The sequence below is a fragment of the Microbacterium atlanticum genome (assembly GCF_015277815.1).
Lineage (GTDB): Bacteria > Actinomycetota > Actinomycetes > Actinomycetales > Microbacteriaceae > Microbacterium > Microbacterium atlanticum.
The window spans coordinates 3,224,073-3,239,354 of sequence record NZ_CP063813.1 but is presented as its reverse complement, the minus strand read 5'-3'; the positions used below and the strand labels follow the sequence as shown (position 1 = coordinate 3,239,354).

At 72.2% G+C, this 15,282-nt stretch carries 16 protein-coding genes; 6 read left to right on the top strand and 10 right to left on the bottom strand.

Annotated elements, in window-relative coordinates; all coding sequences use genetic code 11:
* Positions 1-90: 90 nt before the first annotated feature.
* The 8 genes from IR212_RS14880 to IR212_RS14845 form a co-directional block, all read right to left on the bottom strand.
* Positions 91-1,824, bottom strand: coding sequence for a D-apionate lactonase family protein (locus IR212_RS14880; RefSeq protein ID WP_194396636.1), 1,734 nt, complete (start codon positions 1,822-1,824; stop codon positions 91-93).
* A 63-nt stretch (positions 1,825-1,887) separates the two neighbouring features.
* Positions 1,888-2,643: an SDR family NAD(P)-dependent oxidoreductase gene (locus tag IR212_RS14875; protein WP_194396635.1), complete on the bottom strand. Its 756-nt coding sequence runs from the start codon at positions 2,641-2,643 to the stop codon at positions 1,888-1,890.
* 32 nt (positions 2,644-2,675) lie between these two features.
* Entirely contained in the window at positions 2,676-3,575 is a 900-nt protein-coding gene (locus IR212_RS14870; protein WP_194396634.1) for a phosphogluconate dehydrogenase C-terminal domain-containing protein, read from the bottom strand.
* Positions 3,572-4,366 carry a sugar phosphate isomerase/epimerase family protein gene (locus IR212_RS14865; protein WP_194396633.1) on the bottom strand — a complete coding sequence of 265 codons (795 nt, stop codon included), beginning with the start codon at positions 4,364-4,366 and terminating at the stop codon, positions 3,572-3,574. The genes IR212_RS14870 and IR212_RS14865 overlap by 4 nt, the downstream gene beginning before the upstream one ends.
* Complete coding sequence (locus IR212_RS14860; protein ID WP_194396632.1) at positions 4,363-5,262, bottom strand: triose-phosphate isomerase family protein; 900 nt, start codon at positions 5,260-5,262, stop codon at positions 4,363-4,365. The genes IR212_RS14865 and IR212_RS14860 overlap by 4 nt, the downstream gene beginning before the upstream one ends.
* A complete protein-coding gene (locus tag IR212_RS14855) occupies positions 5,262-5,732 on the bottom strand; it encodes a ribose-5-phosphate isomerase (RefSeq protein ID WP_194396631.1) in 471 nt (156 codons plus the stop codon). The genes IR212_RS14860 and IR212_RS14855 overlap by 1 nt, the downstream gene beginning before the upstream one ends.
* Positions 5,725-7,473 carry a dihydroxyacetone kinase family protein gene (locus IR212_RS14850; protein WP_194396630.1) on the bottom strand — a complete coding sequence of 583 codons (1,749 nt, stop codon included), beginning with the start codon at positions 7,471-7,473 and terminating at the stop codon, positions 5,725-5,727. The genes IR212_RS14855 and IR212_RS14850 overlap by 8 nt, the downstream gene beginning before the upstream one ends.
* Positions 7,470-8,888 carry an MFS transporter gene (locus IR212_RS14845; RefSeq protein ID WP_194396629.1) on the bottom strand — a complete coding sequence of 473 codons (1,419 nt, stop codon included), beginning with the start codon at positions 8,886-8,888 and terminating at the stop codon, positions 7,470-7,472. The genes IR212_RS14850 and IR212_RS14845 overlap by 4 nt, the downstream gene beginning before the upstream one ends.
* Before the next feature lie 154 nt (positions 8,889-9,042).
* Here IR212_RS14845 and IR212_RS14840 point away from each other — a divergent pair, with 154 nt between their 5' ends.
* Complete coding sequence (locus IR212_RS14840; RefSeq protein ID WP_194396628.1) at positions 9,043-9,780, top strand: FadR/GntR family transcriptional regulator; 738 nt, start codon at positions 9,043-9,045, stop codon at positions 9,778-9,780.
* Between the two features lie 24 nt (positions 9,781-9,804).
* Positions 9,805-11,058, top strand: coding sequence for a D-arabinono-1,4-lactone oxidase (locus IR212_RS14835; RefSeq protein WP_228479355.1), 1,254 nt, complete (start codon positions 9,805-9,807; stop codon positions 11,056-11,058).
* Positions 11,059-11,070: 12 nt separating this feature from the next.
* Here IR212_RS14835 and IR212_RS14830 read toward each other — a convergent pair whose 3' ends face one another.
* Positions 11,071-12,840, bottom strand: coding sequence for a sulfatase (locus IR212_RS14830; protein ID WP_194396626.1), 1,770 nt, complete (start codon positions 12,838-12,840; stop codon positions 11,071-11,073).
* A complete protein-coding gene (locus IR212_RS14825) occupies positions 12,840-13,109 on the bottom strand; it encodes a hypothetical protein (protein WP_194396625.1) in 270 nt (89 codons plus the stop codon). The genes IR212_RS14830 and IR212_RS14825 overlap by 1 nt, the downstream gene beginning before the upstream one ends.
* Positions 13,110-13,290: 181 nt before the next feature.
* On the opposite strand from IR212_RS14825, the gene IR212_RS17170 reads away from it, so the two are divergent.
* From IR212_RS17170 to IR212_RS14805, 4 genes are read left to right on the top strand one after another with little or no spacing between them, the layout of a single operon-like run.
* Positions 13,291-13,590, top strand: coding sequence for a sulfatase/phosphatase domain-containing protein (locus IR212_RS17170; protein ID WP_228479354.1), 300 nt, complete (start codon positions 13,291-13,293; stop codon positions 13,588-13,590).
* A gap of 17 nt (positions 13,591-13,607) precedes the next feature.
* Positions 13,608-14,582 carry a formylglycine-generating enzyme family protein gene (locus IR212_RS14815; protein ID WP_194396624.1) on the top strand — a complete coding sequence of 325 codons (975 nt, stop codon included), beginning with the start codon at positions 13,608-13,610 and terminating at the stop codon, positions 14,580-14,582.
* Positions 14,579-14,944 carry a YidH family protein gene (locus IR212_RS14810; protein ID WP_194396623.1) on the top strand — a complete coding sequence of 122 codons (366 nt, stop codon included), beginning with the start codon at positions 14,579-14,581 and terminating at the stop codon, positions 14,942-14,944. The genes IR212_RS14815 and IR212_RS14810 overlap by 4 nt, the downstream gene beginning before the upstream one ends.
* The gene (locus IR212_RS14805; protein WP_194396622.1) at positions 14,941-15,282 is read left to right on the top strand and encodes a DUF202 domain-containing protein; all 342 of its coding nucleotides are present in this window, start codon (positions 14,941-14,943) and stop codon (positions 15,280-15,282) included. Before IR212_RS14810 ends, IR212_RS14805 begins: the two co-directional genes overlap by 4 nt.

Genomic DNA, 15,282 nt, shown 5'->3' with positions numbered 1-15,282 from the left:
GTGTCGGCTCGAGTCGGTCCCGTGTCGTCGGGTCCGGAGCGGGTGGCGACACGTGGGGCCAGCTGAGCGCTGTCGCGCACCCGGCCGGAGTCAGAGGCGGACGAACCCGCCGGCGGGCACCTCGGCGGCGCGGACCTCGCCTCCGGGGAGCTCGACCTCGACCTCGCGGACGCGCGTGCCGAGGTTCGCGACCAGCACGACGGTGCCCGCGTCGGTGCGCGCTCCGAGCGCCCACACCAGGCCGTCGGCGGAGTCGCCGCGCAGGCCGGGCCGCCCCGCGACGCCGGTGAGCTGCGTCACCGCGTCGAGCACCGGGAAGGCGGTGCCGTCGGAGGCCCGGACGCCGCGCGGGCCCCACTCCTCGAAGTACGCCAGCGTCGCCACACCCGGCACCGCGAGGGCGGCGGCGCTCGCCACGGTCCACGCCGCGAGCTCGGGCGCGGCCTGACGCGGGTCGGCCGCGTCGATCAGCGCCGAGCCGTAGCCGTCCCGCAGGTCGTCGTGCTCGGGCATCGGCGGAGGCGTCGTGGCGACGTCGTTGAAGTGCGGGCGCAGCGAGACCGGGCCGATGTGCACGGGGGGTCCGCCCGCCAGGTCGACCGCCTGGGCAGCGACCAGCCGCTGCATCGGCAGCGCCTCGACCAGCTGCGCCGTGCTCAGGCTGTGGAAGAGCGGCGTGGTGCTGAACACCAGCCCGTCGAGTCGTCGCGGCAGGCGGTGGTGCTCGCGGTTGAGCTCGGTGAAGTGCGAGCGGACGCCGCCGACGATGAGCGCGTCGACACCCGCCTGGGTGAGGGCGTGACGCAGCAGCCCGATCGCCTCGAGATCCGAGACATGCCGTGCGGGTCCGGTGGGCCAGAAGGCGGTCACCCGCACGAGAGGAAGGTCGCGCAGCGCGAGGACCGCCTCGTCGATCCCGCTCGGGTCGTCGTCGGCGAGCACGAACCGCACATCCAGCGGGAGAGCGGATGCCGCAGCCCGGCCGAGTGCGGCGCGCCAGTTGCGGGTCGCGAGGTCGAGCTCGACGATCACCGCCGACCACGGCACCGGCGCGAGGCCGGCGGGGGCAGGGTCAGGTGCGGTGGCGGCCGAGACCGCGATCGCGGGAAGCGCGGGGCCGTCCTCGAGCCGGACGCGGGCGGGACCGGCTGCCGCGACCGGAGCGGGCGTCCCCGACACCGAGACGTCGATCGACTGGACCACGCGCTCACCGGCCTCGAGCGCATAGGGGAACGGCAGCGCCAGCGGACGGCTGTACGTCTTGTACGAGGCATCCGTCCAATTGCGCTGGTCCTCCATCTCGAACACGTCACCCGCGAAGCGGAGTTCCACGTCGAGGCCCTGGTGCGACCACGAGAGGCCGGCGATGTCGAACGCCGGCTGGTGCGGGCTGACAGCCACGGGATACTGCGAGTGCTCGACGGTCCCTCCGGAGTGGCGCACCTCGAGCGTGGCTCCCGCCAGTCCGGGAGGGTGCAGCACCACGAGCCCCGTCCGGTTGGTCTCGAAGGCGGTGGCCGACTCCAGGTCGGTCAGGAGCCGCAGGCGGCCGGGCCCGCGGACCTCCGCGCGCACCACACCGCGCAGCTCGGCGCCGAGTCCCTCCGAGTGCACGTGCAGCGTGAGGGCGAGGCCGGACTCATCCACCCTGTCGACGACGAGGGCTGCCGTGTCCCAGTTGCGGTCGCGGACGACGGCGCGCACCGAGCGCAGCACGACGCGGCCGTCGTAGGCGATGTCGGCGAACTCGTCGCCGCGGCGCTCGATCGACCATGCGCCGCTGCGCCACGGGGCGGCCACGCCGGCGTTCCAGGTGTCGGTCATGCATCCATCCTTGCGTCGCAGGGTGATCCGGGGGAGTGCCCCGGGCGAGCCCGGCGGCCGAGGTCAGAGCGAGGTCATCCCGCCGTCGACCTGGAAGGTCGCCCCGGTGGCGAACGCGCCGTCGTCGCTGGCGAGGTACACCATGATGCCCGCGACGTCGTCCGGCGTGCCGGCGCGCCCGATCGGGATGCGGCTGATGATCGCGGCCCGCGACGCGGGGTCCTCGCTGATCGCGGCCACCAGCGGCGTCTCGGTGTACGCCGGCTGGACCGTGTTCACGCGGATGCCGCGGTCGGCGTAGGCGGCTGCCACGGTGCGCGCGAGGCCGTGCATGCCGGCCTTGGAGGCGCTGTAGGCGGTGAAGTCCTTGCCCTCGCCGTTGACGGCGGTGGGGCTTCCCGTGAGGATGATCGACCCGCCGCCGTGGCGGAGCATCGAGCGCACCGCGTGCTTGACGGTCAGGAACGCCCCCGTGAGGTTGATGTCGATCGTCCGCCGCCACACGTCGAGGTCGAGGTCGGCCGCCGGCGCGTCCTGACCGAAGAGCTGGACCCCGGCGTTGGCCACGACGACGTCGGGGACCCAGCCGGCCGCCTCCACCTCGGCGAAGGCGGCCGCGACCGCGTCCTCGTCCGAGATGTCCATCGTCACGGCGCGGGCGTTCTCGCCGATGTCGGCGGCCGCCGCGGCAGCACCCTCGCCGTTGCGGTCGGCGAGGATGACGCGCGCGCCCTCACGGGCGAAGCGCTGCGCCACGGCCAGGCCGATCCCCAGTGCGCCGCCGGTGATGAGCGCGGTCTTGCCCTCGAGCTGTCCCACGGTGTGTGCTCCTCTCCCTGCCGCTCGCGACGTCAGCGCTCGATGTGGTCGAGGTGCAGCATGCGGGCGAGGTTCTTGTCGAGCTCGTCGTCGCGGAAGATCTTCTTCCAGTCTTCCTTGATGATCGACTCGCGCCCGTAGTCCATCGCGATGAGGCAGGCGTCCGAGAACGGATTGTCGCCGCGCAGGCCGTTGGCGAGAGCCACCTGGGTGTGGCCGTACAGGATGCTGCGGGCCGCCGCCTCGGGAACGCCCATCGTGTGGATGGCCTCGTCGAGCGCCTCGTTCAGGAGTGCGCCGATCATGCACGCGACGGTCTCGACGAGGGTGGGCTCGAGCTGGGCGAGCTGCTTGACGGTGACGAAGTGCACGTCGATGACGGGAGCGTAGATCGCGCGGACCGTGGCCTCGACGATCGCCTTGTGGGCGGGGTCGTCGCTCTCGACCGCGGCGATGGCGTCCTGCGGGGCGGCGATGCCGCCGAAGGTGTCGGCCCACTCCTCCTTGGTGGTGCGCTCGAGGAACACCGAGGGGTGGCAGGGGTGCGCGACGGCCTGGATGACGTCCTCACGGGTGGTGAGGAGGCCCGCGTAGGCGGCGGCCGGGTCGAGCGTGAGGACGATCGCGCCGGACTTCAGCTGCGGGACGAGGTCGGCGGTGACCGGGCCGAGGGCCAGGTCGGGCACCGCGAGCACGACGATGTCGGCGTCGGCGACGGCGGTCGCGGCATCCGTCAGCTCACGGCCGGCGTCGATCGTGCGCTGCTGGCCGGCGGGCGAGTTCTCGACGTACCAGATGGTGTGGTCGGTCTTCACGAGGTTGTTGGACACGCGCATGCCCATCTTCCCGCCCGCGCCGACGACGGCGATCTTGTACGCGGCGCCAGCCGCGGCCTGCCCTGAGCTTGTCGAAGGGTCGGTGGTGGTGCTCATGTCGTGCTCCTCAGGTATTCGATGGTTCGGCGGGTCCATTCCCGCTCGGTGCGGATGGTGGTCTCGGCGTCTCCCTGCCAGGAGAGCCAGTGCTCGACGATCTCGTTGACCCGGTTCTCACGGGGCTTCACGGTCTCGAGCAGGTGGGGGTAGTCGTGCAGGCCGTCGCCCATGGGCGCGCCGCCGTAGGTGAAGCCGACCCAGCCGGGCTGGCGGGCGAACGCGAAGTCCTTGACGTGCACGTTCTTGACGTGCGCGGCGGTGGCCTCGACGCACTCGCGCGGCAGCTCGAGGCGCGCCACGACGTTGGCGGGGTCGAGGCAGATCCCGAGGCGCTCGCTGTCGATGCGGGCGACGAGGTCTGTGAGGTCGGCGGTCGAGACCTGCTCGTACGTCTCGAGGGCGAGGTCGACTCCGGATGCCTCGTACGCCGGCAGCGACCCGCGCAGCCACTGCTCGGCCGCGGTCAGCGTCGGTCGGGTGTCGGGGGAGTACAGCATGCTGCGGACGAGCTTCGCGCCGAAGACGCCCGCGAGATCGAGGAAGCGGGCGAGGCGGTCGGGCTCGATGCCCTTGGTGCCGAGCTCGATCTCGAGGCCCAGGTCTCGCGCCGCGACGGCGGCATCGGTCAGCTCCGCGTCGTCCATACCGTCGAGCGGTGCGTAGTCGCAGATCTGGAACAGGCCGACATCCAGGGCCCGGGTCGCCTCGAACGCGTCGATGAGCGTCAGCGGCTCGGGGACCTGGTCGGAGTGCTGCCAGAAGAACGCGTAGGTGCCGAGGCCGATCATGCGTCCGCCTCCACTCCCGGTCGCCGGCCTTCGCCCGGACGCTGTGCCTCAGCCGGGCGTGATGTCGCGAGGACGGATGCCTCGTCGAGCACGGCGTGGAGTGCGTCGGGGTCGTGGGCGAAGCGGCCGAGGAAGAGGCCGTCGACGGTGTGGCCGAGGCGGGTGAGGAGTCCGGGGCCGGCGGATCCGCCGTAGATGACGACGCTGCCGGCGCGGGCGGGGTCGGCGTCGAGTGCGGCGCGGAGGGCGCGGGCGACGGTGGTGATGTGGTCGTCGGGGGCGGGCTCGGCGGCGCCGATGGCCCAGACCGGCTCGTAGGCGACGATCACGGGTCCGGCGGGGACGCCGTCGAGGTTCGTGGCGAGCTGCTCGACGTTCGCCCGCGCGGCGGCGGGGGCGCCGAGGCGCTCGGCCTCGCCGATGCACAGCACCGGGGTGATGCCGTGGCTCAGGGCGGCGGCGGCCTTGGCGGCGGTGACGGCGTCGGTCTCGTCGAAGAGGCGGCGGCGTTCGGCGTGGCCGATCTCGGCGACCTGGACGCCGACCTCGGCGAGCTCTTGCGCGGTGACCTCGCCGGTGTAGGCGCCGGGGGCGAACTCCGACACGTCCTGCGCGCCGACCAGCACCGGGGTGCCGGCGAACGCCTGGAGGGCGGCGGGGATCTGCAGATAGGTGGGGATGACGAAGAACCGGACCGTGCCGTCGGCCACGGCGGGGTGCGCGGCGGCGCGCTGGGCGACGTCGGCGAACCATGCGCGCGCCTGCGCGTTGCCGAAGTAGGTCTTCAGGCTGACCCCGATGGTGACGGGGGCGTGCACGAACTCCGCCGGGACTCGCGGATCCGGGGCGGGATCGTGCGAGGTCGGTGCGGCGGGGCGGAGTTCGTGCTCGCTCATCAGCAGGATCCGGTGTTCTCGAACTGGTCGATGACGGCGACCTTGTCGGCCGAGGCGGAGGTGGTCTCGAACCGGTAGGTGAGCCACTCGCGGACCAGGCGGCGGGCGAGTTCGATGCCGACCACGCGCTGGCCCATGGTGAGCACCTGGGCGTTGTTGGACAGCACGCCGCGTTCGACCGAGTACGAGTCGTGGGCGGTGACGGCGCGGATGCCGGGGACCTTGTTGGCGGCGATGGCGACGCCCAGGCCCGTCCCGCAGATCAGCAGCGCCCGGTCGGCGGTGCCGTTCGCGACCTGCTGGGCGGCTTCGATGGCGACCTTCGGGTAGGGGGTGTGGCCGTCGGCATCCACGCCCACGTCGATCACCTCGGCCACGCCGGGGTTGTCCTGAAGGTCCTTCTTGAGGATCTCCTTGTAGTCGTAACCGGCGTCGTCGCAGCCGATCACGATGCGCAGCGGCTCAGCCATCGGCGCGTCCCTTCTGGTTCTCGCCGCCGGTGAGCGTGTGGCCCACGGCGGTCACGATGAGCGCGAGTGAGATCGCGCCCGGGTCGGGGGTGCCCACGCTGTTCTGGCCGTGCGTGCGGGCACGGCCCATGCGGGGGAGGAGGTCGGCGGTGGCGGCGGCGGCGCGGGTGGCGGCGTGTGCGGCGGTGCGCCAGGCGTCGGTCAGCGAGGCGCCGGCGTCGACGGCGCCGGTCAGCGTGGTGCTGAACGGCACGAGCGCGTCGACGAGGGTCTTGTCGCCGACCTCGGCCTTGCCGTAGTCGGTGACCCCGCGGGAGCCGGCCGCGACGCCGGCGGCGACCGCGGCGGCGTCCGGGCGGCCCTGGTCGCCGAGCTTCGCGGCGACGGCGTTGAGGATGACCCCCCACAGCGCGCCGGATGTGCCGCCGGCCTTGTCGCTCCAGGCGTCGGCCGCGCGGGCGAGGGTGGTCTGCGCGCCGGCGCCGGCTTCAGCCGCGGTGGTCGCGGCGTGAAGGGCGGCGTGCGAGCCGCGCTGCATGCCGATGCCGTGGTCGCCGTCACCGGCGACCTGGTCGATCCGGCCCAGCTCGTCCACATGCGCGTCGACGGTCTCCACGATGGTGCGCACCGCGGCGAGCACCGTCCGCGCGGCATCCCGGGACGCCTCGTCGGCGTCGGGGATCTCCGCCGCGGCGTCGGCGGCGGCATCCGTCACCGTCACCCGCTCCCGGGCGCCCACCACACCGCGACGGTACGCGGGGGTGTCCACCGGGGCCTCCCAGAGGCTCGCCAGTTCGTCGTCGAGCCAGAACAGCGTCAGCGAGGTGCCGGCCATGTCGAAGCTCGTGCAGTACTCGCCCACGTGCGGGTCCACGACCTCGATCCCCGCGTCTTCGAGCAGCCGGGCGATGCGCCGGTAGACGACGAACATCTCCTCGTACTTCAGCGACCCCAGGCCGTTCAGGATCGGCACGACGCGCGCCCCCGCGACCTCGATGCCGTCGGGCACCTCGGCCAGCAGCTTCCCGACCAGCAGCTCGGCCAGCCCATCGGCGGTGGGGATGTCGGTCTCGTCGATCCCCGGCTCGCCGTGGATGCCGAGCCCGATCGCCATCCGCCCCTCGGGCACCGTGAACAGCGGCTGCTCCGCACCGGGCAGCGTGCAGCCGGTGAACGCGACCCCGAACGACCGGGTGCGCTCGTTCGCCAGCCGCGCCAGCCGCGTGACCTCACCCAGATCCCCGCCCGACTCCGCGGCCGCCGCCGCGATGCGGAACACCGTCAGATCGCCCGCGATGCCCCGGCGCCGGTGCTTCTCATCGGCCGACGCCGACACGATGTCGTCGGTGACCGTGACCGTCTCGCACGCGATGCCCTCCGCGCGCAGCCGCTCCTGCGCCGCGTCGAAGTTCAGCACGTCGCCGGCGTAGTTGCCGTAGGAGAAGAACACCCCGCCGCCGCCCTCGGCGGCTTTGGCCACCGAGTACACCTGCTGGGTCGACGGCGACGCGAACAGGTTGCCCATCGCCGCGCCGTGCGCCAGCCCGGGACCGACGAGCCCGCCGAAGGCGGGATAGTGGCCCGAGCCGCCGCCGACCACGACCGCGACCTGACCGGCCGGGGAGGTGGTGCTGCGCACCAAGCCGCCCGGCACCCGGCGGACGTAGCGGCCGTTGGCCGCCACGAACCCCTCGATCATCTCGTCGGCGAAGTCCGCCGGCTCGTTCCACAGACGCGTCATCGCACGTCGCCCTTGGGGTCGGCCGCGGCGCTCAGGGCCTCCGCGTCTACGACGGGCTCATCGGTCGTCGCCTCATCCACGACCGCCGGGTTGATCCGGTTGCTGCGGGCGAGCAGCACCATGAGCACGGCCGACACGAGCATGACCGCGCCCACGATGAACATCGGGATCTCGTAGCCGCCGGTCCAGTCGTGCACGGCCCCGGTGATGAACGGCGCCGAGAACCCGGCGAGGTTGCCGATCGTGTTGATCAGAGCGACGCCGGCGGCCGCTGCGGCTCCCGTGAGGAACCGCGTCGGCAGGGTCCAGAAGTTCGGCAGGGCGGCGAAGATCGCGCACGCCGTGACCGTGATGACGGCGATGGTGGCGGCGGGCGATCCCATGAACAGCGCGAGCGGGATGCTGACGGCGCCGGCGATCGCAGGGCCGGCGATGTGCCAGGTCTTCAGGCCGCGGCGGGAGGCGTCGCGCGACCAGAAGTACATGACGATGGCGGCCGGCAGGTAGGGGATCGCGGTGATGAGGCCCTTCTGCAGCGTGTCGAAGGTCTGACCGGTCTGCGACTGGAAGCCCTCGATGATCGTGGGCAGGAAGAAGGCCAGCGCGTACAGGCCGTAGATGAAGCCGAAGTAGATGAAGGACAGCACCCACACGCGACCGCTCTTGAAGGCGAAGCGCGCCGACACGTGGCCGTGCTCCTTCTTCTGCGTGGCGGCCTTCTCGCGGTCGAGCGCGTCGGTCAGCCAGACCTGCTCCTCCGCGGTGAGCCACTTCGCGTCGGCCGGCTTGTCCTTGAGGTAGAACCACGCGATGACGCCGACCACGATCGCGGGGATCGCGACGCCGAAGAACATGAAGCGCCAGCCCTCGAGGCCGAAGAAGACCTCGTGCTGCTGGATGAGCCAGCCGGCCAGCGGGGCGCCGATGACGGTCGTGAGCGGCTGCGCCAGGTAGAAGAGCATGAGGACGCGGCCGCGGTACTGCGCGGGCACCCACAGGCTCAGGAACAGGATGGCGCCGGGGAAGAAGCCGGCCTCGGCGACGCCGAGGAGGAAGCGGAGCACGACGAGCTGCTCGAAGTTCTGCACCCACGTGAACAGGAGTGCCACGACGCCCCAGCTGACCATGATGCGCGAGAGCCAGCGACGCGCGCCGAACCGGTGCAGCGCGAGGTTGGAGGGCACCTCGAGCAGGATGTAGCCGATGAAGAAGACGCCCGACGCGAATCCGAACTGGGCGGCGGAGAGGGCCAGGTCCTCGTTCATGCCGTTGGGAGCGGCGAAGCCGATCGCCGTGCGGTCGAGGTAGTTGATGAAGAACATCAGCGCCACGAACGGCACGAGCCGGATCGACACCTTCCGGATGGCCGAGCGCGCCACGGGCGGCGCATCGGTGATGGTCTTGCTCTGGTCCACAGTGACTCCTGCTATCGACGGCGATCGAGGTGATTGCCGTCCATTGTGGCAAACCGGTTGACCAATTGCAAACGCGGCACCGTTTCGTCGATTCCAACAAACCGGTTGACCGAATGCAATGCCCGAGCGGCGTCGACTGCCGTAAGTTGTTCGCATGCCCGCGTACCCCGACGACCGCTCCGCCGAGATCACGGCCGCGCTCGGTGCGCTGCCGAGCGGCACCCCGGTGTCGGAGGTCGCCCGCCGGCTCATGGATCTCTTCACGACCGGCGACCTGGAGGCCGGCACCCGGCTGCCTCCGGAGCGCCAGCTCGCAGCGACCCTCGGCGTCGGACGGTCCGCGGTGCGCGAGGCGCTGGCCGCGCTCGAGATCCTCGGCATCGTCGACGTGCGCCCGGGCTCCGGCACCTACCTCCGCGGCACGGCGAGCGAGCTGCTCCCGCAGACGCTGCGGTGGGGGCTCCTCATCGGGAGCAAGAACACCGCCGAGCTGCTGGAGCTGCGCTCCGGCCTGGAGATCTACGTCGCGCGGCTCGCGGCGGGCCGAGCCGCGGCATCCGATCTGCGTGCCCTGTCGGTCTCCCTCGACCGCATGCGCGCGGGTGTCTCGGACCTCAAGGCGTTCGCGCGGGCCGATCTGGACTTCCACAACGCCCTGGCGACGGCGGCCGGCAACGACACCCTCGTCGACCTCCTGCACGTCGTGCGCTCGCTGCTGCAGGTCTACGCCGACCGCGCCGTCCACGACGACGCCGAAGCCCGCATCGCGATCGACGAGCACGGCACGGTCTTCCGTGCGATCGAAGCGGGGGACGAGGATGCCGCGGCCTCGGCCATGGCCGCCCACATGGCGACGGCATCCCAGCGCCTCGCGGCCGAGGCCTCCGGCTGAGGCGGCCCGGCTAGGTTGGGACGCGTGGAACGCAACTGGGCCGGAACCTACGAGTACACCGCACCGCGGATCGTCACGGCGACCTCCGTCGACGACGTCCGGCGCGTGCTCGCCGAACCGGGTCGCGTCCGGGCGCTCGGCACACGCCATTCGTTCACCGACCTCCCCGACACGACCGGCACGCTCGTCGACGTGACGGGCTTCGCGCCCGAGTTCGAGCTGGACGAGGCCGCGCAGACCGTCACCGTGCCGGCCGGTATCCGCTACGGCGTGCTCGCCGTGTGGCTCGACGAGCGCGGCTGGGCGCTGCGGAACATGGGCTCCCTCCCGCACATCAACGTCGGTGGCGCCACTGCGACCGGCACCCACGGCTCGGGCGACCGCAACCAGGTCCTGTCGGCGTCGGTCCGCGCCCTGCGGTACGTCGGCGCAGACGCCGAGGTGCACGACGTGCGCCGCGGCGATCCCGACTTCGACGCGCTGGTGGTCGGGCTCGGGGCCTTCGGCATCGTCGTGGCGCTCACCCTCGACGTGCAGCCCGCCTTCCGGGTCCGGCAGGACATCTACACCGGCGTGACGTGGGACCGAGCGCTCGCCGAGTACGACGCGCTGACCTCCCTCGCCTACAGCGTGTCGGTGTTCTCCCGCTGGGAGGAGCCGTCGGTGGGCTACGTCTGGGTCAAGACGCGCCTCGACGCCGACGACGACCCCGTCCCCGACACCCTGCTGGACGGAGCCCGCGCGCTCAGCGGCGAGTCCCCACTCGGGCCGGAGGACAACGTCACCGAGCTCGCGGGCGTGCCGGGACCGTGGATGCTGCGCCTCCCGCACTTCCGCCTCGATGCGCAGCCGTCCTTCGGCGACGAGATCCAGAGCGAATACTTCGTCGACCGGGCCGCCGCCGTCGCGGCGCTGAACGCGATCCGCCCGCTCGGCGACGGCCTCCGCCCGGATCTCTACTGGACGGAGCTGCGCACCGCCGCCGCCGACGACCTGTGGCTGAGCCCGGCGTACGGGCGCGACGTCGTGATCATCCACTTCACGTTCTTCCGTCACCGCCCGCAAGCCGTGGCGGAATCGATCGCCCGCATCGAGGCGGCGCTCCAGCCGTTCGGTGCCCGCCCGCACTGGGGCAAGGTGCACGGCTTCGACCGCGCGGCGATCGAGCGCGTGCACCCGCGGCTCGGCGACGCCCGGGTGGTGTTCGAGCGGCTCGACCCGGAGGGGCGGTTCAGCAACGCCCACCTCGAGCGTCTGGGCGTCCGCGAGGCGCGCTGACCGGGCCCCTGGTCACGTCGCTGCGGAGACGCGCCCAGCGATCACCCCGGCCAGCTCGGCTTCGAGCGCTCGAAGCGTCTGGGCGTCGATGGCCGCCCGTGCCGCCATCGACAGCAGGTCCGCTCCGCGCGGGAGTCCGACCATCTCGGTGTTCACCACGTCCGGCGCGTGCCGGGCCACGACCGCGCCGAGCTGAGCGTCCGCCAGCAGCTGGCCGAGGGGGCGGCTCAGCAGCTCGGCCGCCCGCAGCTCGTGTCGACGAGGGATCGGCTCGCCGGTGCGCAGCGCACGCTCGCGGTGCGCGCCGGCGCGCAGGTGCTCCGGACCGACGTCGCCCTCCGCGGGAAGCCCGAGGCGCGTGAACTGGCCGGCCGGCGCGTCGCTGCGATGCATCAGCTCCACGAGGAGCTGCGCCATCCGCAGTTCCACCGTGTCGTCGGCGATCGGCTGCAGCTGCTCCGGGTCCGTCGACAGGTCGAAGAGCATCGTTCCGTGCTGCCACGAGTTCAGCCACATCGCCGTCGACGCCATGCGCATGGTGCGCAGGCCCTTGGTGAAGGTGAACGGCTCGGCCGGCTCCCATGACGCCAACTCCCCGACCGAGAACCGCGCGCGCATATGCGTGGGCATGAGCGTGAACTCCTCGAGCGGGGAGTTGGCGGGCGAGTCCGCGGCTCGCATGTAGACGTGGCGTCCGTCCGTGACGTTCACATGGCCGCCGTGGATGCCGAACAGCGCGCCCTCGTGCGCCGCGTCCGCGTCCCCGGCGAGCGGGATGCCGGTCATGTCGTCCGTGCGCTCCACGCCGAAGAAGTCCAGCAGCGTGGTCGGGATGTCGATGGTCTGCGCCAGACGGTCATCACGGATGCCGCGGCGTCCCGAGCGGGGATCCCACAGGTACATCGGGAGGTGCACGAGCTCGTTGAACCACGGCTGCATCGACTTCGCCCACCAGCCGTGCTCGCCGAGCAGGAAGCCGTGATCGGTGTTGACGATCAGCATCGTGTCGTCCCAGAGCCCGTGCTCGTCCATGGCGTCCAGCACGCGGCCGACGGAGTGGTCGCACATGTCCAGCAGCGCGAGGTACTCGCCGCGGGCCTTGTCGACGTCGCCGTCGTCTTCGAGCACCCGCCGGTACGCCGGCCAGTCGAAGGATGCCTCGGAGTCCAGTCCGCGAGCCTGCCGGAATCGCTCGGCGGCGAAGAACGGCTCATGCGGGTCGAAGAGCTCGATCTGGAGCATCCAGTCGTCCGCCTCGGCGTTGGTGCGGATGAACTCGAGACCGGCGTCGACGGTGCGGGTCTGGGAGTGCGTCTCCTCCGTCGACATGTGCTCTCGGTTCACGGCGTCCTGCATGCGCGCGCGCAGGGGAGCGGGGAGGCGCACGTCGCCGCGCCCCACGACGCCCTTCCAAGGATCGCCCTCCTGGCCGCGGAAGAACTCCCACGTCGAGTAACGCGTGTGGTAGGTCGCGCCGCCGTCCTCCCAGTAGTGCAGATGGTCGGAGACGAGATGGGTGTGGATGCCGTTCGCGCCGAGCATGGCCGGCACCGAATCGTCGAACGGCTCCAGCGGTCCCCAGCTGCGGTGGAGGAAGTTGTGGCGGCCCGTGTGGAGCTCGCGTCGCGCCGGCATGCACGGCATCGAGCCGGCGTAGAAGTTGCCGAACGCGACGGTCCGCTCGGCGAGCCGACGGAAGCCCGGGAGCGGCGGCACGTCGTCCACGAACGGAGGCACCATATGCCGGTTGAGGCTGTCGAACATCAGCATGACGGCGCGCATCAGACGATCGTCTCCGGCTCGGCCACGACCGCGGTCGCAGCGCTTTGCGCCAGGAGCACCTGCTCGCTCGGCGCATGGCCGAGCCGCCAGGCACCGAACCACACCGGCTCGGAGGGACGTGGGATGGGCGACGAGTAGAGCCGCCAGCGTCGGCCGTCGGGAACGGGCGATCCGGTCTGGCGCTCCAGCTCTCCGAGCTCGCCCAGGGGCCCCGGCGGATCGGATGTCCACGCGATCGACGCTCCGGGCGTCGCGCAGGTCGCGGTCACACGTCCCCCCTCGAGGCGAACGTCCGGCGCCGCCGTGGGCCTGGGCTCACCGCCCGGCCGCCATCTTTCGCTGAGCTCGCGCTCGGGGACCACTCCCAGGTCGCCGTACTCCGCGCGCCACGCCTCGAGCGCGTTGCGCAGGCGGCCCTTGATCTCGCCGTACGCCGGGTCGTCTGCGAGGTTGCGCGTCTCGTGCGGGATCCGCTACTACGGCGCCGGGCTCGGCGTGCCGGGCGCCTCCGACCGCGTCTTCGAGCCGGAGTGGGAGCTGTACGACCTGAGAGACGACCCCGTCGAGGTGCGCAACGTCGCCGACGACCCTGCGTACGCCGAGGTCCGCGCCGATCTCGAGGCAAAGCTCGAGCAGTACCAGCGGCACTATCGTGACGAGCCGTATCGAGGTCCGGACACGCCGCACCCCGCATGGGGCCCCCATGACGAGGAGACGCTCGAGCGGGTCCGGCGCGTCTTCGCCCGGTGATCGGGGAGGATTGGGTCATGGAGGACGACCGGACCGACTGCGGGCCGTCTTGTGCGTGCGGGGCGCCGCAGCGGTCGCAATTCGTGCAGATCGGGCGAGCGGATGCCGCGCCTGCGGCCTCCCCGGCGAACGCAGCGCGGCACGTCATGGAGCAGGTCGCCGTCCCGGCGGGCGAGTTCACGATGGGCGACTCGTCGGGGGATCGCAACCCCGGCGACGGCGAGTCGCCGCTCCACCGTGTCACGCTCCAGGCGTTCACCATCGACGCGACGACGGTCACCAACGACGACTTCGCCCGGTTCGTCGCCGACACCGGGTACCGCACCGAGGCGGAGACGTTCGGCTTCAGCGCGGTGTTCCACCTCGCGGTGCGGGCGCCGGCATCGGATGTGATGGGGCAGGCGGCGGGAACGCCGTGGTGGCTCGGCGTGCGCGGTGCCGACTGGGCGCACCCGGGCGGCAGCGGCTCGACGCTCGACGGCCTCGGCGATCACCCCGTGGTCCATGTCAGCTGGAACGACGCGCAGGCGTATTGCGCGTGGGCCGGGCGCCGGCTTCCCACCGAGGCGGAGTGGGAGTACGCCGCGCGCGGTGGCGTCGACGGCGCGAAGTATCCCTGGGGAGACGACGACGTGGATGCCGGCGGCTGGCGCGCGAACATCTGGCAGGGCGACTTCCCCCGGACGAACACGCTCGAGGACGGCTACCTCACCACGGCGCCCGCGAGAGCCTTCGACCGGAACGGCTACGGGCTGTGGCAGCCGGTGGGGAACGTCTGGGAGTGGTGCGCCGACTGGTTCTCGCCCCGCACGTACACGGAGGAGCCGGTGACCGATCCGCGCGGCCCCGAGCGGGGCGGCGCCCGGGTGCTCCGAGGCGGCAGCTATCTCTGTCACATCTCGTACTGCAACCGCTACCGCAACTCGGCGCGCTCGCAGAACACGCCCGATTCCTCCATGGGCAACGCCGGATTCCGGACGGTCGCCGCGTGAGCGGGGAGCGCCGGTTCCCGGCATCCGTCTTCGGTCAGGGCTCCGAACCCGACGCCCGGTTCACCCTCGCGAACGAGCGCACGTTCCTGGCGTGGATCCGCACGGCGCTCGCCCTCATCGCGGGCGGCGTCGCGCTCGAGCTCCTCGGGCTCGAGCTGCACCCCGCGCTCCGCCTGGCCGCCTCGCTCGTGCTCGTGGTCGCCGGCGTGCTCACTCCTGCACTCGCCTGGGTGGGCTGGTCGCGCGCCGAGCGGGCGCTGCGCACGGGCCGCGCGCTCCCCGCCTCTCTGCTCGGCATCGTTCTGGCGGTCGCCGTGACCGCCGCCGGGGTGCTCGTGCTGCTCGCGATCCTGCTGCGATGACGGAGCTCTTCGATCCCGGCCTGCAGCCCGAGCGCACCGAGCTCGCCTGGCGGCGGACCGCCCTCGCCGTCGGGGTGGGCTCGCTCGTCGCGATGCGGCTGCTTCCCGTCGCCTTCGCCGACCCGTGGTGGATCCTCGTGGGCGTCGCTGGCCTCGTCGTCGCGGGAGTGCTCTGGGTGATCTCCCGGCGACGGGGCCGACGAACCGTCGACATCCTGCTCACGCGCGGCGATCGCGCGCCGCTCCCGGGTGCGGGACCGCTCGCGTTCCTGGCCGGCTTCGTCGCGCTGTCCGGTGTCGTGGCGGTGGCTGTCGTCGTAGCGATCGCCGTCGTCTGA